Source organism: Acinetobacter sp. WU_MDCI_Abxe161, from assembly GCF_025514355.1.
GTDB lineage: Bacteria > Pseudomonadota > Gammaproteobacteria > Pseudomonadales > Moraxellaceae > Acinetobacter > Acinetobacter pittii_E.
On record NZ_JAHPTU010000002.1, the window covers coordinates 362,140 to 379,333 of the forward strand.

Annotated in this window: 15 protein-coding genes; 4 read left to right on the forward strand and 11 right to left on the reverse strand. The window is 39.4% G+C overall.

The window, feature by feature from the left end:
- The first annotated feature begins 9 nt into the window (after positions 1-9).
- Complete coding sequence (locus KTI78_RS03595; RefSeq protein ID WP_262445232.1) at positions 10-3,606, forward strand: AAA family ATPase; 3,597 nt, start codon at positions 10-12, stop codon at positions 3,604-3,606.
- Positions 3,607-3,806: 200 nt separating this feature from the next.
- Here KTI78_RS03595 and KTI78_RS03600 read toward each other — a convergent pair whose 3' ends face one another.
- On the reverse strand, positions 3,807-4,499 hold the full coding sequence (locus KTI78_RS03600; protein ID WP_262445233.1) for a YggS family pyridoxal phosphate-dependent enzyme: 693 nt from the start codon (positions 4,497-4,499) through the stop codon (positions 3,807-3,809).
- A gap of 126 nt (positions 4,500-4,625) precedes the next feature.
- Here KTI78_RS03600 and KTI78_RS03605 point away from each other — a divergent pair, with 126 nt between their 5' ends.
- Both KTI78_RS03605 and KTI78_RS03610 read left to right on the forward strand, forming a co-directional pair.
- Entirely contained in the window at positions 4,626-5,663 is a 1,038-nt protein-coding gene (locus KTI78_RS03605; protein WP_025470368.1) for a type IV pilus twitching motility protein PilT, read from the forward strand.
- Positions 5,664-5,682: 19 nt separating this feature from the next.
- Positions 5,683-6,801, forward strand: a complete 1,119-nt coding sequence (locus KTI78_RS03610) for a PilT/PilU family type 4a pilus ATPase (protein ID WP_016141989.1) — start codon at positions 5,683-5,685, stop codon at positions 6,799-6,801.
- A 69-nt stretch (positions 6,802-6,870) separates the two neighbouring features.
- Here KTI78_RS03610 and fur read toward each other — a convergent pair whose 3' ends face one another.
- Positions 6,871-7,308, reverse strand: a complete 438-nt coding sequence (gene fur / locus KTI78_RS03615; protein ID WP_016141990.1) for a ferric iron uptake transcriptional regulator — start codon at positions 7,306-7,308, stop codon at positions 6,871-6,873.
- A 111-nt stretch (positions 7,309-7,419) separates the two neighbouring features.
- Between fur and KTI78_RS03620 the strand changes: the two genes are divergently transcribed.
- On the forward strand, positions 7,420-7,818 hold the full coding sequence (locus tag KTI78_RS03620) for an outer membrane protein assembly factor BamE (protein ID WP_002121740.1): 399 nt from the start codon (positions 7,420-7,422) through the stop codon (positions 7,816-7,818).
- Positions 7,819-7,882: 64 nt separating this feature from the next.
- Here KTI78_RS03620 and KTI78_RS03625 read toward each other — a convergent pair whose 3' ends face one another.
- From KTI78_RS03625 to KTI78_RS03665, 9 genes are all read right to left on the reverse strand, one after another.
- Positions 7,883-8,197, reverse strand: a complete 315-nt coding sequence (locus tag KTI78_RS03625; protein ID WP_174755593.1) for an RnfH family protein — start codon at positions 8,195-8,197, stop codon at positions 7,883-7,885.
- The gene (locus tag KTI78_RS03630) at positions 8,197-9,264 is read right to left on the reverse strand and encodes a hypothetical protein (protein WP_262445237.1); all 1,068 of its coding nucleotides are present in this window, start codon (positions 9,262-9,264) and stop codon (positions 8,197-8,199) included. The genes KTI78_RS03625 and KTI78_RS03630 overlap by 1 nt, the downstream gene beginning before the upstream one ends.
- Positions 9,265-9,417: 153 nt before the next feature.
- Positions 9,418-9,873 (reverse strand): bacteriohemerythrin, encoded by a 456-nt coding sequence (locus KTI78_RS03635; RefSeq protein WP_002121698.1) that lies wholly within the window; start codon positions 9,871-9,873, stop codon positions 9,418-9,420.
- Positions 9,874-10,124: 251 nt separating this feature from the next.
- On the reverse strand, positions 10,125-10,973 hold the full coding sequence (locus KTI78_RS03640; protein ID WP_262445238.1) for a class II glutamine amidotransferase: 849 nt from the start codon (positions 10,971-10,973) through the stop codon (positions 10,125-10,127).
- Positions 10,974-11,080: 107 nt separating this feature from the next.
- Complete coding sequence (locus KTI78_RS03645; protein WP_016144532.1) at positions 11,081-11,863, reverse strand: GNAT family N-acetyltransferase; 783 nt, start codon at positions 11,861-11,863, stop codon at positions 11,081-11,083.
- Between the two features lie 121 nt (positions 11,864-11,984).
- Positions 11,985-12,890 carry an acetylglutamate kinase gene (gene argB, locus KTI78_RS03650; protein ID WP_016141995.1) on the reverse strand — a complete coding sequence of 302 codons (906 nt, stop codon included), beginning with the start codon at positions 12,888-12,890 and terminating at the stop codon, positions 11,985-11,987.
- Between the two features lie 15 nt (positions 12,891-12,905).
- Positions 12,906-14,324 carry a phosphomannomutase/phosphoglucomutase gene (locus KTI78_RS03655; RefSeq protein ID WP_224993000.1) on the reverse strand — a complete coding sequence of 473 codons (1,419 nt, stop codon included), beginning with the start codon at positions 14,322-14,324 and terminating at the stop codon, positions 12,906-12,908.
- 199 nt (positions 14,325-14,523) lie between these two features.
- Entirely contained in the window at positions 14,524-14,976 is a 453-nt protein-coding gene (dut, locus tag KTI78_RS03660) for a dUTP diphosphatase (RefSeq protein ID WP_002121799.1), read from the reverse strand.
- Between the two features lie 24 nt (positions 14,977-15,000).
- Positions 15,001-17,040 (reverse strand): UvrD-helicase domain-containing protein, encoded by a 2,040-nt coding sequence (locus KTI78_RS03665; RefSeq protein ID WP_005070868.1) that lies wholly within the window; start codon positions 17,038-17,040, stop codon positions 15,001-15,003.
- Between the last annotated feature and the right edge of the window lie 154 nt (positions 17,041-17,194).

Consider the following 17,194-nt stretch of genomic DNA (forward strand, 5'->3'; position numbering starts at 1 on the left):
GGATATGTCATGAAAATTTTATCCATTCGAATAAAAAATCTGGCATCTCTTTCTGATGAACACTTTATTGATTTTGAAAGCGCGCCTCTGGCTCATGCTGGTCTCATTGCAATTGTAGGGAAAACAGGCGCAGGTAAGTCGACCATTTTAGATGCCATGTGTCTGGCTTTGTTTAATCGGGTTCCTCGCCTTAAAGACAGCGATGGTAAATTAAAAGATGTCGATGGCTCCGAGTTATTGACCAATTCACCACTCACTGTCTTACGCCGTGGTACAGGACATGGTTTTGCTGAGCTTTGCTTTGTCGCACAAGACCAAAAACGCTATTTGGCACGCTGGGAAATTAAACGTGCACGTGAAAACCCAAATGGTAAATTACAAAGTGTGCAGCGCCATTTAAAATGCCTGACCGATGGTGTCGTACTTGCCGACAAAGCCAAAGCAGTTGATGAAAAAGTTAAGCAAATTACCCAGCTTTCTTTTGAACAGTTTACTCGTGCGGTATTGCTTGCTCAGTCAGAAGTGACCGCGTTTTTAAAAGCACGAGACAGCGAACGCGGTGAGTTACTTGAATATCTAACCAACTCCAGCATTTTCGCCAAAATCGGTGAATTGGCCTTTCGTAAAACTGCCGATATTGCAAAGCAGCGTAAACAACTTGAAGAGTTCTTAGGCCATATTGAAATTTTGTCTGATGAAGAAATTGCGGCATTTACTGCACAATATCAGCAAGCTGAACAAAATCATCAAAAGTTAGAACAACATAAAAATGTCTTAGACAAACAGCAACAATGGTTTGAACGCAAAGCGAAACTTGAACAAGAAGTCCAAACTAAACAGCAACAGTTTCAAACCCAACAAAATCACCATCAACAATTGGCTGGTGAACGTGAGCAATTAAAACGACTCGAAGTTTTCTCTGAAATACGCCCACAAGTTTTTCAGCAAGCCCAAAATTTACAAACGCTACAACAACTTGAGCCACAAATTCAGCAAGCTCAAAGCAAGTTTAATGAGTTGGTGCAAATTTTTGAAACGGGACAAAAACAATATCAACTTGCAGAACAAGAGCTCAAACAAACCCTCGATTTTGAGCAGCAGCATCAACAATCTTTAAATCAAGTTCGGCAGTCCATTCAAGAACGTGCCTTTATTGCCGATGAATATAAAAAGTGCAAAGAAAAGAAAAATGTATTTGAACAAAAACTCGGTCCATTGCAACAACAGCAAAACATTGTGCAACAGCATATTGCACAGCTTCAACAAGACCAAGTTCATCTACAACAGCAGCTTACCCATACTCAGCAATACGCTGTATTAGACAAAGGCCTCTCAGCACATCTACATCAGCTCGGGCAGTTTATTCAAAACTATGAAGCAATTGAACAACAGCTTGGTAATCCTACCCTTGCCCGCCAAAAGGTAGCGGAAGCTAAAAGTGAACTTGAACAACTGACAGCTTCACTCGGCACAGTTGAACAAATTGAGTTAAAGCTTGAAGAGCAACGTAAAGACAAAGAACAAAAGCTTGCTCAAATCACTCAGCTAGATCTGACTCAACAGAAAGTTAAAATTTATCATGAGTTATATGGTGAGCTTCAGCAATTCACTAAAAAACAAACTCAAGTCTCAGCGCAAGAACAGGAGCTTAAAACTCTTTGCCAGTCGACTGAGCAAGATTACCAAACAGCAAAAACTGAGCGTGAAAAGTTACAGCACATCCTGCAACAGCAACGTTTACTACACACCGAAAATATTGAGCAGTTACGTGCCAACCTTAAAGACGGCGATGCGTGTTTAGTGTGCGGAAGTACACATCATCCCTATCGTGTTGACAACAGTACAGTCTCTAAAGCTTTATTTGATTTGCAGCAACAACAAGAGCAGCAAGCTGTTGCACTAGAGCAAACTAAGTTTAATGCATGGCAAACCCAGCAACATGCACTTACCCAGTGCCGAGCCGAGCTTAAGCAAGTTCAGAAATATCTAGCTCAACTTCAAACAAAACAATCAAGCTTGCAGCAAGAGCTTGAGCAAACGTTTAAGCTCAATCAATTACATATTGAGCTTAATCAAGCTCCTGAGCAGATCTTGCAAATGCTGAACGAACTCAGACAAACCACACAAACTGCCATAAGTTCATTTGACTCAGAAAACTTACGTTTAGTCCAAGCGATCAAACAACACAATCAACTCGTTCAGTCTATTCAGCGTAATGAAAGCTTGATTAATACTGCACAGCAATGGCAACAACAGGTTCAACATATTGTTGAGTGCTTGTCTGAAACAGAACAGCATGCATGGCAGCAGTCGAGTAGCCAAACGGCTAAGCAGACTTGGGCTATTCTTGATGCACGCGCCAAGCAACTTGAGCAACAAGAACAGCTTGCACAGCGTTTTGAACAGCAGCAACAAGACCTTAAAATGTTGATTGCTAACCTTGAACAAATAGCGAAGCAAATTGATGAGATTGACCAAAATCTCCAAGAAATTACGCTCAAAGGCCAACAAAATAATGAAAAAGCGGTGTCGCTCATTCAGCAAATGACGGGCCGTGCCGATATTAAACCGCACGAATGGCTAATTGAGCATGACGCTAAACGTCAGCAACAACAGACGGCGTATCATGAGGCTAAACAACGTTTTGAACAAACCAGACAGCACTTTGAGCAGCAAAAACAGGCGCTCGATCAGCTTAAGCATCAACATCAACACACTGCGGGGCATCAGCAGCAGATTGATGAACAAATTCAAAACTGGTTAAAAGCCCATACTGATTTTGAGCCACATGATCTTACGGCGCTCATACAGATCAATTCAACCCAAGAGCAAGACATTCGTAACCGACTTAATCATGCCGAGCGTTTATTAAGTGAAGCCTCGTCTGCACTTAAAACCATGCAAGAGCAATTGAGTGAGCACTTACAAACTCAGCCAGATATTGAACATGAAAAGCTTGTTAACCTTATTCAAGACAATATTGCAGAGCTTAAAGCACAACTTGAAGTACGTGATCGGCTTAAACTTAAGCTCGAAGTACATCAACAAAACCTTGCGAAGCAGCAACAATATGCCGAGCAAATTCAGAATATTCAGCAAGAAGAACATCGCTGGAGCAAAATTTCAGGTTTGATTGGCGATGCTAAAGGTAAAGAGTTCCGCGACTACGCCCAGCAATATCATTTAGATATTTTAGTAGAACATGCCAACCAGCAACTGGCGATGCTGTCTCAGCGTTATACGCTAAAACGTCTTGATCAGTCCTTAAGCCTTGCCATTATTGACCACGATATGGATGGAGAAACTCGCTCTGTTGCCTCTTTGTCTGGCGGTGAGTCATTCTTAACTGCCCTTGCTTTGTCTTTAGCGATTGCCAATATGGCTTCGGGTTCAATGAAAATTGAATCGCTATTTATTGATGAAGGCTTTGGTACTTTGGATGCTTCTTCTTTGCATATGGTCATGAATGCTTTAGATCAACTGCAAAATCAGGGACGTCAGGTCATTCTCATCTCACACATTCAAGAAATGCATGAGCGTATTCCTGTACAAATTCAGGTAAAACCACTCGGTGCAGGTGCAAGTACTATTGAAGTGGTAGGTTAAAACTAAAAAGCCCCGACATCCTGTCGGGGCTTTTTTAGATTCTGCGTTGGTATAACTCCTGTCGTACCTGTATGCATCCATTCATCACTGTTTATTGTTATTCTTAGAAACATCCTGTTTCCTGATGATTTCATAGTACGAAAAAAGCGTTGTCTGCCATAGCCGCAAAAGGCCGCAATTTCTGTAAGATAAAGCTTACATCACCCTTTTTGCGAATAGTCTCTAGCACCAAACAATGCTGTTCCTACACGAACCATCGTTGAACCCGCAGCAATTGCAGCTTCTAAATCACTCGACATCCCCATACTTAAAGTATCCCAATCTTCTGGGTGGGCATGCTTTTCTTTCACCGCATCAAACAAGGCTTTGGCATCTGCAAAAGCGGCAGTATTGTCAGGAGCTGGAATGACCATTAAACCGCGTAATTTGATCTTTGGTAATTGACTTATTTGGGCAACCAGCTCGGCAACTTCATCTGGTCCACAACCATCTTTACTGTCTTGCCCATCAATATTCACTTGCAAACAAATATTCAGAGCAGATTGATCATCGCCACGTTGGTTAGATAGCCGCTCAGCAATAATTAAACGATCTACACCATGTACCCAATCAAATTTCTCGGCCAAATGTTTAGTCTTGTTGCGTTGAACATGACCAATAAAATGCCATTCAATTTGCAAATCCTGTAGAGCTTCGATTTTATCTAAAGCTTCTTGCAAATAGTTTTCGCCAAATGCTCTTTGCCCTGCTGCATACATTTCACGCAAACTTTCACTTGGATGTGTTTTCGATACAGCTAAAAGTTGCACGGTTTCAGGCGCACGTTGAGCATTCTCACAAGCAGTTTGGATTTGCTGTAATACGTGCTGCCGCGCATCTTGCAGGTAATTCATTGACAAGGTTCTCATTTTCAAAAAACTTTTTTGCTTTTCACCTAAAGCGAGGTGTTGGTAAGCCTCGGTGAAAGCCGTATATTATTCTACAAAATAATGACATATTTTGATTTACTTGGGGAAATTATGGATATTACAGAGCTACTCGCCTTCTCTGTGAAAAATGGCGCGTCCGATTTACACTTGTCTGCTGGCATGCCACCAATGATTCGCGTTGATGGTGAGGTTCGTCGCATTAACTTACCAGCTCTAGATCATAAAGATGTTCACCGTCTGGTCTATGACATCATGAATGATAAACAGCGTCGTGACTACGAAGAAAAACTTGAAACCGACTTTTCTTTTGAAGTGCCTAATGTTGCACGCTTCCGTGTTAACGCATTTAATCAAAACCGTGGTGCCGGGGCAGTGTTTCGTACCATTCCTTCCAAAGTACTTACCATGGAAGATTTAGGCCTCGGTCAAATCTTTAAAGATATTTGTGATTATCCACGCGGCATTGTACTGGTCACAGGCCCAACAGGTTCAGGTAAATCCACCACACTTGCAGCGATGATGGACTACATTAACGAAAACCGTTATGACCACATTTTAACAGTTGAAGACCCTATCGAGTTTGTACACCAGTCTAAGAAATGTCTCATCAACCAACGTGAAGTGCATCGTGATACACACGGTTTTAATGAAGCGCTACGTTCAGCACTGCGTGAAGACCCAGATATTATTTTGGTCGGTGAGATGCGTGACCTTGAAACGATTCGTTTAGCGCTTACTGCTGCCGAAACAGGTCATTTGGTGTTTGGTACGCTTCATACCACTTCTGCTGCGAAAACCATTGACCGTGTGATTGATGTATTCCCAGCCGAAGAAAAAGACATGGTTCGTGCCATGCTCTCTGAATCTTTACAAGCTGTTATTTCACAAACCCTGCTTAAAAAAAATGGCGGCGGTCGTGTAGCAGCCCATGAAATCATGATTGGTATTCCTGCCATTCGTAACTTAATTCGTGAAAATAAAGTCGCGCAAATGTACTCAGCCATTCAGACTGGTGCGAATCATGGTATGACCACCCTCGACCAAAGCTTAAAAGGTTTAGTCGCTCGCGGTGTAATCAGCCCACAAACGGCTCGTACTGCTGCTAAACAGCCTGAATCATTCCTATAAAAATAACTAGAGAATAAATATGGATTTTAATGACCTGCTCAACCTGATGGTTGAAAAAAAATCATCCGACCTCTTTATTACAGATGGCGTTGCACCATCGATGAAGATTAACGGGCAAATTGTTCCCATTTCAAAAAATAGTCTTTCAGGTGAAATTATTGGTCAACTATTACATTCCATCATGAGTGAAAAACAGCGCAAAGAATTTGCAGACACTCGTGAATGTAACTTTGCCATTATGAACCGTGATAAAACTGCCCGCTTTCGTGTGAGTGCTTTTCAGCAACGTGACATGCCAGGTATGGTACTCCGTCGAATTGAAACTAAAATTCCTTCAATTGATGACTTGCAGTTACCGCCTGTACTTAAAGATTTATCGATGACCAAACGCGGTATCATTATTTTTGTAGGTGCAACAGGTACAGGTAAATCAACCTCGCTGGCTTCAATGATTAGCTATCGTAACCATAACTCTAAAGGTCACATCATTACCATTGAAGACCCCATCGAGTTTATTCATGAACATGCTGGCTGCATCATTACCCAACGTGAAGTTGGAATCGATACTGATTCATTTGAAATTGCCTTAAAGAATACTTTGCGACAAGCACCCGATGTCATCTTGATTGGTGAGATTCGTACGCGTGAAGTGATGGACTATGCGATTGGCTTCGCCGAAACGGGTCACTTGGTCTTAGCCACAATGCACGCCAACAACGCCAACCAAGCACTTGATCGTATTATTCACTTCTTTGAAAGTGATCGCCACAGCCAGCTCTACATGGATTTATCTCTTAACTTAAAGGCCATGATTGCACAGCAACTTATTCCAACGCCTGATGGTAACTCGCGCCGTGCCGCAATTGAGATTCTAATTAACTCACCATTAATTTCAGACTATATTCGTAAAGGCGAAATTCATGAAATTAAAGATTTAATGAAACGCTCACGTGAACTTGGTATGCAAACCTTTGACCAAGCGCTCTTTGATCTTTATAAGTCAGGCCAAATTACCTATAAAGATGCATTAAAACATGCTGACTCACCAAACGATTTACGTTTAACAATTAAGCTTGCCGAAGAAGGTCCTGATCAAATTGCAGGCACAAATCAGCATTTAACCTTCGACAAACAGTAATTTCTTCATAAAAAAAGGAAGGTTAAACGTAACCTTCCTTTTTTATTTGTTTTCTTTGTGTGAAAACGATTATTTCTTGCGCAGTACTTCCTGACATTCAGGTTCGTTACAGTAACCGTAGAGGTTTAATGAGTGACCCGTTAAAGTAAACCCATGTTGCTCTGCTACAGCATGCTGTTCCTTCTCGATAATATCATTAGTAAATTCAATAACTTTGTTGCAATTATGGCAAACCAAATGATCGTGATGATCTTCTTGCATAATTTCGAAAACAGAATGATTATTTTCGAAATGATGGCGCTGAATGATACCTGCAGCTTCAAATTGTGTTAACACACGGTAAACTGTCGCAAGACCGACATCTTCCCCTTGTTCTAACAAAGTCTTGTAAATATCTTCAGCGCTAAGATGATGTTGTTTTGAATTTTCTAATAATTCCAAAATCTTAATTCGTGGAAGGGTAACTTTAAGTCCAGCTTTGCGCAAATCTTGATTGGAAATAGGCATGAAAAAAGGTCTCTCAACAAATCTCAAGTTGGAATAGGCAATAGAATTTAGATGAAGTATGATCTATCCTTTGATCAAATGCATCATAATTTATTGGGATAGTGTAGCAAAATGCAAAAACTCGTGCTGACGTTATTAGTCACTTCACTCCTTGCCGGTTGTTCAATCTTTGGTGTATATAAGGTTGATATTCCTCAAGGGACTCCATTGACCAAAGCTCAGGCCTCTCAAGTACAAGTTGGCATGAATTTCCAGCAAGTGCGTTTTTTGCTTGGTAGTCCAACTGTGACTGATCCCCTCAATCCTCTACGTTGGGACTACATTTACAACTATATCCCGGGAACTTATGCGAAAAAAGCAAAAATCCCCGCAGCACATGGTCAGCATTTAAAAATTTACTTTGATGGAACTGGCACAGTAACTAAAATTGAAGGTTTAGAAACTATTCCAGAATCGCAACCAGGTTTACCTGCTTCTAAAGAAGCGATTTTAACTGCACCACCACTATAATCGTTTTTTCTAATAAAAATAAACCCCTCAAGTGAAATACTTTGAGGGGTTTTGTTTATGGGGCTTATTGCTTAAAGCGATTACTTTTAATATATCGCCCCACAGGGTTTTTCTCGGCGCGTTTACGGCGTATATCTTTAGGATTAATGGTTAAAGGTCGATAAACCTCAACTCGATCACCCGCTTGCAAAATCGCATGTGCCTCAACTTTTGCACCAAAGATGCCAAGTTGTAATGGCTCAGGCAAACTCACTTGCGCTTGCAACCCACTCGCCTCAACTGCTTGTAATGCAGTCATACCAGCTTCAAATGGAATAGCAACTAAAAACTGTTGCTCTGGGGCTGCAAAAGCAACCCACACTTGCTGAGCTTTTTCCATCAGATCATTTGTCCAATTACCGCAACCATGGCAATGATAATTGAAAGCGGTAATACAATACGTACCGCAATACGCCATAAGTTATAAAATAACTCATTGCTAAAATTCATCGATTTACGCAAATGGCTAATTTTCATAATCCAGCCAGCAAAAATGGCATAGATCAGGCAAATGAGTAATCCCCAAAGCATCAAAATCAGTGTAAAGATACTATGAAGCTCAGGTACAGCCCAAACCGCAATCGCTATAACAATAATCACCCACTGTAAAACAGGCATAAGCTGACGCTGAGCAAGCTGTTCTCTAGCCAATTGTACAAATAACGCTGTGGTCATGACTGCGGTAAAGATCCAAGTAAAAACAGGGAGCTGCGCTTGTAAAGAAAAGAAACCAAAGGCAATCACAGCGATGAGTTGAGCTAACCAGATTGGAAGAACCGTTTTGGTTGCGCCTTCTTGTGTCTGCACAGCACCTACACTATTTTGCCAGTAAAGCCCTAAACCTAACCCACTCGCAACAAGCGCAAGAACAGTCGCATTACCCCACTCTTTAAACTCAACATTTGTCCAGTGCCAAGGCTGTAAAGTCGTTCCCATTGTGTTAGCTAAAACAAGAGAAGCAATTACCCCAATCGTCATGAGCAAAACTAAAATCTGACGTGGAATAAAAGATAAAATTAAACCCACAACAGCAAGACCTGCGAAAACAAGCTGCCCAGAAACGCTATTATTAAGTTGTGTAGCTAGTAAATTGCCAGCGGTACTTAATACATTACCCGCTAAAAATGGAATAAAAATAACTGCAAGCCAGCCAACCAAACGCCATTTTGGAGAACTATCTGCTTCACGAGTTAAACTTGATAACGCATTTAAGGCTGTAGTCTTCGACCGTTTTGCTAAAGCAATTTCCAAATAACAAACTGGTAGTGCCAATAGCAACATTGTGCCTAACCACAATAACCAGAAATCGAGTTGACGATCAATCTGGATGCCCATCGTGGGTGCCAATGTCGCCATAATGATGAAAGATAAGCAAAACGCCATCAGGGGCGATAACCATCGTGACATAGGTATGTCCTGCATTATGCATTCCTTGAAAAAGACTATAGATATTTTGCCCGTGTCATGCTTGAAAATCAAAGTTTGCTCAATAAAAAAAGCAAACTACCGAATCGATAGTTTGCCGCGCTAACTGAAATTATGAGTTATTTTTATTTCAGGTTATGAGAAAAACCGAGCAAACCAGTTTTTCCCTTTCTTTTTTTCTTTTTCTCTAATAATTCCCATCATATTTTCTTTTACTGCCCCCACATAATCAGCATCATCATGTTGAATATGGTTAATTAACCATTTAGCCAAAATTTCTTGTAATTCCGCTTCAATCGTATGACCCATTTCAAAACGTTCACGATATAACTCTATTTTTTTAATAAATAAGTCATGTACTCGTTTATGAGGTACACGATATTTATAATCAGCTTCCTCTTGCAAACTTTCTTCGAAAGTAAAATGTGATTGTGTATAATCAATAATATTGTCTAAAACATCTTTAATACGACGTCTATCCTCTTCATCTTTTACATCATCAATTTCATTAATATAATCAAGTATTCGTTTATGTTGCTCATCAATAACATCAATACCCGTATTATATTCTGAAGCCCATTTCATTTTCATACATCTCCCCAATGATGCTTAATGATTGTTGCATAAACTGCATGATATATTTAAAGAATATAAATAAAAACAAACCTATTTTGTCGGCTTTAGCATATAAAAATTATATTTAACACAAGTTATTGTTTTTATATATTTTAATTAAAATTAACCAACTAAAATAATAAAGTATTTTTTAAACAAACTATTTTATTATTAACTGATTAAAATATATAAACTTCCTTATTCATATATTTTAAATGTATTTTATATTAATACTGATCTGCACGCGTAATACGTTTAAGCTCAGGATTTTCCTGTTCACGCTTTAATCTTTCTACAAAAGTAATTGTCTTTTTAATTGGTTTACCATGTTGAAATAAAATCATTTCACCAGGTTGATACGCTGTCCAATTTTCATTATGTGTTAAAGGTTCAGTCGTTATAACTGCCACACGATCTTCAGGTGTTGTTACCTGACTAAAGTCTACTTCAACATCTAAATCAATTAAGTGAGCATGATTAAATGGATATTCACGAACTAACCAATGTAATTTAGTAATGGCATAACTAAATAATGCTTTTCCATTAGATAGACAATAATTAAATGTGCCGTATTCCGCAATTTGCGGAGAAATCTTTTCTAATACTTCAAAGATTTGTTCAAGACTTGGCTCTTCATAACCAAATACTTCAACGAGTTGATCGAGCAAGTAGCAAAATGCACGTTCACTATCCGTATTACCTACTGGTGTGAAACGTCCACTTAATGGCGGATTAAAGTCATGTAAATCACCATTATGAGCAAAAATCCAGTGTCGCCCCCACAACTCACGAATAAAGGGATGTGAATTTTCTAAAGTAATTTTGCCTTGAGTAGCTTTGCGAATGTGTGCAATCACATTGCGTGATTTAATAGGATAATTACGAATAAGATCGGCAATTGGAGATTCGACTGCCGACTGGTTATCAACGAATAAACGGCACGCCTTATCTTCGAAAAATGCAATACCAAATCCATCGCTATGATCTGAGGTAATTCCTGCACGTTGTGAAAAACCACGGAAAGAAAAAGTAATATCCGTTGGTGTTGCACAATTCATTCCTAATAGCTGGCACATATCGCTTTTAAACTACTTTTAATTACCCCATCTGCTCTATTGTGCATGAGAGTAAAATGGCTTGCAAATCTCAATATGTGCTGGCTATTACAAAATAGGAAATATGATTAACGCTGCACCATTTTATTCATTACAAATGAGGTCGCGACTTTATTCACTTCAAGAAATACAAAATAATCTAAACAATTAAATTCTTCATCAAAAAATGCCTGTTTCGATAGTTTAGACTGCATGCTCAAATACATTTGAAATAGTTTTGGCATACGTTCATCTTGTGGAAAACTAAACTCTGGATATTCAGGTTCATAGATTTTTTTAGAACGAATATCAATTGTTTTGCTTTCAGATAATTGTTGAATCTGGCGATGTGTGTAATACGCTCTAGCTAAATTATCTTGCAAATGAATACTGACACAGCCCATTAAATATTTAGCGCGCATTGACCAGAGCACTTTCGGTGCAAGGTTTAACCATAACATTGACAATGCCTTACCATTACGAAAGCGAGGATGTACACAAGTACGGCCTATTTCTAACACATTTGGAAGATGGGATAACTGAGGAACAATATCAAACTCATGGGCACTGTAGCTTTGTGCTATTTCGTGGCCTTGAAATAGCTTTAAACGAGTATACGCTACAATTTCTCCAGTCCATTTTTCACGCAAGACCGCATGTTCACAACCAAAATCGTAAATATCTTGGTCTAAATTATCTTCAAACTTGATTCCGAATTGTTGGCTAAATTGTTGTGCACGAAACCGTTGTACATCTTGTAATTCTTTTAAATTATCAACCCATTCAAAACGAAATTGCGTCTGATTTATTGCTTTATGACGATTTAAAGGTAAAGTCCAGGTTTGGCGATATTGATTAAATTTTTCCAGCATAATGAACGCTCCTAGTGACACCCCCTACACTAGTCAAAGCTCATGACAAAAAAATGACCAAATTAAAATGGTATAAAAAAAGACCACCTAGAGTGATCTTTTTATTAAGAATAATGGATTTTTAAGATGTTTTAGTGCGGTTAGAAATCAGTGTTCCCACGCCATGATCAGTGAAGATTTCAAGTAAAGATGCATGTGGCACACGACCATCAACAATATGCGCACTCACAACACCGCCTTTAACAGCATCAAGCGCACAGCCTACTTTAGGAATCATACCGCCATAGATCACACCTGTTTCAATGAGGCGATCAACTTCTTGCGTCGTAAGGCCGGTTAACAGATTTTTATTTTCATCAAGCACACCACTAATATTAGTAAGCAAAATTAATTTTTCAGCGCCTAGTGCTTCTGCAACCTTACCTGCAACTAAATCAGCATTAATATTATAAGTATTGCCTTCTTCATCTACACCTAGGGGTGCAATAACTGGAATAAAGTCACTTTGAGTGAACATTTCCAATACATCTGTTTTCACACCAGTGACTTCACCTACCATACCCAAATCGATATGTTTGATAGAACCGTCTTCTTCTTGCTTTTCCATAAGCAATTTACGGGCACGAAGCAAATTACCATCTTTACCCGTTAAACCAATCGCACGGCCACCATGTTTATTAATCAGGTTAACAATCGATTTATTTACACTACCACCTAATACCATTTCAACCACTTCCATGGTTGCAGCATCAGTTACACGCATACCGTCAATACGGTCAGACTCACGGCCTAATTGCTTTAAAAATGAATCTACTTGTGGCCCACCACCGTGAACAACAATCGGATTTAACCCTACAGTTTTAAGTAAAACGATGTCTCGGGCAAATGAACTTTCGAGCTCCGGATCAGTCATCGCGTTGCCACCATATTTCACCACCAGCGTTTTACCAGTAAAACGTTGAATATACGGCAAAGCTTCAATCAAGATTTTTGCTTTGTCGACACCGATATGCTGATGTTGTGGCATTACGCCTCTCCTTAGTTAGGCCTCTGAAAGTTCTTGTGCAATTTGCGGATAATGTTCTTGCAACATATCTACAAATTTTTGCTGGATTTCCTTTAATCGTAAAGGATTATCCGCATCAAATCTTACTGTAAAGTATTCACCAGTATTTGATGCTCGAATAATGCCAAAACCATCATCAAAATCAAGACGTACGCCATCGATTTTACTAATACGTGCCCCTAAACGATGACTTAAAATCTCAATATCTTGTAATACATACTTTGGATCGGACTGATACGTACCAATATAAGTATCTTCTGTACAACATCTTTCTGGATATGAGGCAAATAATTCAGAAATTGTTGTAGCACTTGATTGGGTAAAATATTCCATTACACGTAATGCAGCATACAAACCATCGTCGTAGCCAAAACCACGGCCATCATTAAACACATAATGACCTGCATATTCTCCACCAAAAATGGCACGTCCACCCGACTGAGACAAATAAGCGCGCAGGAAACTACTTCCCGTACGGATCATTTTTGCTTTTCCACCGAGTTTTTCGACAGTCTCTTGAACCATACGTGAACATTTCACATCAAAAACAATTTCTTGCTCTGGATGCTGTTCAAGGCACATTTGCGCGAAAAGCGACAATAAGCGGTCTGCTGTCAATATTTGGGCTTTTTCATCGACTAAAACAACACGGTCTCCATCACCATCCAAAGCAATACCAATATCAGCCTGTTGCTCAACTACAGCTTTTCGCAAGCTCGTTAAATGAGCTGCATGTGACGGATCTGGTGCATGATCTGGAAATTCTCCATTTGGATCGGTACGTAAAGCAATGACTTCACAACCCATTTTTTCCAAGATTAGCTTTGAACAATGCCCAGCTGAACCATGTAAACCATCTAAAACAACTTTTAAAGGGCGTTTTAAATGAATATCTTTAAAAATAGCTTGTTGGTATTTTTGGCAAAATTCAGCTTTAAATTGAGGTAAGGTTAGCTCAAGTACAGAAATTGAATGGTTGGGTACATAAGTTTGGGCTTCTTCACCCACCTGCTGAATCATTTCTGGAGACGGCGGTTCGCCTTTTAAAATCCACTTAATACCATTATCCGATTTTGGATTATGACTTGCCGTCACCATAATACCGTTGCCACCAAAATCTCTAGCAATGTAGTACATCATAGGTGATGAGCAGCAGCCGATATTGGTAACGTTTAAGCCTTGTTCTATTAAAATTTCTTCAATTAAGTGCGCATAAGCCGGGCTAGTGAGACGGGCATCATAGCCAATTACTAATTGAGTTTGTTTTGCTTGTTTGTATTGCTGTGCCAATCCGTAGGCAATTGAACGGACAACGTCCGTGGTTAAATAAGAAAGTTTGCCTCTAATATCGTAAGCACGAAAAATACTTTTAGGAAATGAGTGTCTTACATTCATAGCGTATCTTCTATTTAAAGATCAATTCGATCTATCGCAAAAACATAGATTATTCAAAATTTTTGAAAGGTTTGTTTGCTAAAAAAGTTAAAAGAATATTAGTAAAGCGTGTTGTAATATAATCTATTGTAACATTCAAGATGCAAAAAGAAACGCCTGACCAGCAGGCGTTTGATTTTCGTTAATATTCTCAAAAAACTTATTGTTTACCTGTGTGACCAAAGCCACCAGCACCACGTAAAGTTTCTTCAAATTCTTCTACTTGTTCAAATTCAGCTTGTACGACTGGCACTAAAACATACTGTGCCAAGCGCTCACCAGGTTCTAAACGGAATGTTGTTTGGCCTCGGTTCCAAACTGAAACCATCAATTCACCTTGATAATCCGAATCAATCAAACCAACCAAGTTACCAAGCACGATACCGTGTTTATGACCTAGACCTGAACGCGGTAAAATTAAACCAGCAAAATTGACATCATGAATATAAATTGCCATACCTGTTTTAACTAAAACAGTTTGTCCTGGTTCAATATCAATTGCTTCATCTAAACAGGCACGTAAATCTAAACCCGCTGAACCTGCTGTAGCATATGAAGGTAAAGGCCATTCTTTACCTAAACGCGGATCGAGCAATTTCACTTGAACTTTCATGGGATTTCCTAAAAATTAAAAAAATTAACGCTTTAATAAAGCTTTTAAATTTGCCAGATATTGTTGAGCCTGTTCTTTAGGATCAACATTAGCCGCAATTTTCTTTTTACGCCCTAACCACTCGAGCTCATCTTGCGGAAGTTCATCAAGGAAACGACTAGGCGTCATCTGTTTCATCTGCCCGCCATTTTTACGCTGCTCAGCTAAGGTTAATGTTAAACCTTGGCGTGCACGGGTAATTCCCACGTACATGAGACGGCGCTCTTCCTCAATGGTTTCTGCTGCAATCGAGTTTTTATGCGGCAAAAGCTCTTCTTCAAGACCCATAATATAAACATATGGGAATTCCAGACCTTTTGCTGCATGCAAAGTTAGTAGGTTAACTTTGTCTGTATCTTCTTCTTCCTGCTGTTGTTCTAACAGATCAAGTAAAACCAGTTTGCGAATAACGCTTTCAATGTTCTTTTCATCAACATCTTCTGCACGGTTAATGAGGTTTTGAATACTGGTAAATAAGTTCTCGATGTTATCGAGTTTACTTTTCTCTTGTGCAGGGGTAGCGGACTGTTCACGAACGTAATCCATATAACCCGCTTCGTTCATCATTTGACGAACTTTAGGCACAGGTTCGTCATCTTCCAAGAGTTCACGAGTAAATGTCGCAATAAAATCGGCAAACTCATGAAGTTGTGTTTCCGCCTTTTTAGGCAGCACCATGCTTAAACGCTGGTCAGCAGAAGCACCGAGTAAAGACAAATTATTTTCTTGTGAGAATAAACCTAACTTCTCAAGAGTAACTGGTCCAATTGCACGTTTAGGCGTATTAATAATACGTAAGAAAGCACTATCATCTTCTGGATTAATAATAAGACGTAAATAACTCATCACATCTTTAATTTCTGCACGCGCGAAGAACGATGTACCGCCAGAAAGTTTATATGGAATTTGCATTTGGCGAAGTTGGGTTTCTAGTACACGAGCCTGAAAGTTCCCGCGATACAACACAGCATAATCTTTCCAGTTCTTACCGTTCATCAGTTTATGAGTCAGTAGGTCTTTAACCACGCGCTCTGCTTCATCGTCATCATTACGACATGTAATGATTCGGATGACTTCACCATGTCCTTTATCACTCCACAATTTCTTATCAAAAATATGTGGGTTATTTTGAATCACACAGTTCGCTGCTTTTAAAATACGACTGGTCGATCGATAATTTTGTTCTAATTTAATGATATGTAGATTAGGGAAATCCTGTTTAAGCAAAGCCATATTTTCAGGCTTAGCACCACGCCATGCGTAGATCGATTGGTCATCGTCACCCACCGCGGTGAACTGCCCCATTACCCCAACTAACAGTTTGACCAGAATATACTGAGCCGTGTTGGTATCTTGATATTCATCGACCAATAAATAGCGTACACGGTTTTGCCATTTATCACGTACTTCAGCGTTTTCTTGCAATAAGCGTGTTGGCATAACAATCAAGTCATCAAAATCAACGGCATTGTATGCGCGTAAATTACGTTCATAAAGTTGATAGAGATGTGCAAACTGTACGTCTTCTGGTGTTTCACAAGTTGAGTGTGCTTGTTCTGGCAAAATCAGATCATTTTTCCAATCTGAAATTTTCTTCATTGCCTTGGCAATTAATTCTTTACTCTCTGCACCCGATAAATTATCGCGATGCATCAAATCCATCAAAATACGTTTACAGTCATCTGCATCCAAAATCGAAAAATTAGCTTTTAAAGGTAAGTTTTTAAGTTCTAAACGCAAAAGGTTTAAACCGAAAGTATGGAAGGTTGAGACGGATAAACCTTTTGCTTCTTCACGCGACAAAAGCTTGGTCACACGCTCTTTCATTTCACGTGCAGCTTTGTTTGTGAAGGTCATCGCAGTTATACGATGCGCTGGAATACGGCAATGTTGCACCAAATAAGCAATTTTACGGGTAATTACCGATGTTTTACCTGAACCAGCGCCAGCAAGCACCAATAAAGGGCCTTGAGTATATTTCATGGCTTCTTCTTGCTTGTTGTTCAATTGACTGGCAGATGACATCGTATATTACCTCTTAATTTTTCGAGCATGATTATAGTCATCTCTGTTTTAGAAACCCAATAGTAAATCTACGGATATGTATAAATGATGTCTAATAATGCAAATTGTGCGCCGCAGAATGTCGTGATTATTTCTTGTACTGCACCCATAAAAA

What these genes read in the sequence shown, in the direction of transcription:
- KTI78_RS03595 (WP_262445232.1), top strand. Translation starts at nt 10, where the DNA reads ATGAAAATTTTATCCATTCGAATAAAAAATCTGGCATCTCTTTCTGAT.
- KTI78_RS03600 (WP_262445233.1), bottom strand. Translation starts at nt 4,499, where the DNA reads ATGAATTACCTGCAAGATGCGCGGCAGCACGTATTACAGCAAATCCAA.
- KTI78_RS03605 (WP_025470368.1), top strand. Translation starts at nt 4,626, where the DNA reads ATGGATATTACAGAGCTACTCGCCTTCTCTGTGAAAAATGGCGCGTCC.
- KTI78_RS03610 (WP_016141989.1), top strand. Translation starts at nt 5,683, where the DNA reads ATGGATTTTAATGACCTGCTCAACCTGATGGTTGAAAAAAAATCATCC.
- fur (WP_016141990.1), bottom strand. Translation starts at nt 7,308, where the DNA reads ATGCCTATTTCCAATCAAGATTTGCGCAAAGCTGGACTTAAAGTTACC.
- KTI78_RS03620 (WP_002121740.1), top strand. Translation starts at nt 7,420, where the DNA reads ATGCAAAAACTCGTGCTGACGTTATTAGTCACTTCACTCCTTGCCGGT.
- KTI78_RS03625 (WP_174755593.1), bottom strand. Translation starts at nt 8,197, where the DNA reads ATGGAAAAAGCTCAGCAAGTGTGGGTTGCTTTTGCAGCCCCAGAGCAA.
- KTI78_RS03630 (WP_262445237.1), bottom strand. Translation starts at nt 9,264, where the DNA reads ATGTCACGATGGTTATCGCCCCTGATGGCGTTTTGCTTATCTTTCATC.
- KTI78_RS03635 (WP_002121698.1), bottom strand. Translation starts at nt 9,873, where the DNA reads ATGAAAATGAAATGGGCTTCAGAATATAATACGGGTATTGATGTTATT.
- KTI78_RS03640 (WP_262445238.1), bottom strand. Translation starts at nt 10,973, where the DNA reads ATGTGCCAGCTATTAGGAATGAATTGTGCAACACCAACGGATATTACT.
- KTI78_RS03645 (WP_016144532.1), bottom strand. Translation starts at nt 11,863, where the DNA reads ATGCTGGAAAAATTTAATCAATATCGCCAAACCTGGACTTTACCTTTA.
- argB (WP_016141995.1), bottom strand. Translation starts at nt 12,890, where the DNA reads ATGCCACAACATCAGCATATCGGTGTCGACAAAGCAAAAATCTTGATT.
- KTI78_RS03655 (WP_224993000.1), bottom strand. Translation starts at nt 14,324, where the DNA reads ATGAATGTAAGACACTCATTTCCTAAAAGTATTTTTCGTGCTTACGAT.
- dut (WP_002121799.1), bottom strand. Translation starts at nt 14,976, where the DNA reads ATGAAAGTTCAAGTGAAATTGCTCGATCCGCGTTTAGGTAAAGAATGG.
- KTI78_RS03665 (WP_005070868.1), bottom strand. Translation starts at nt 17,040, where the DNA reads ATGTCATCTGCCAGTCAATTGAACAACAAGCAAGAAGAAGCCATGAAA.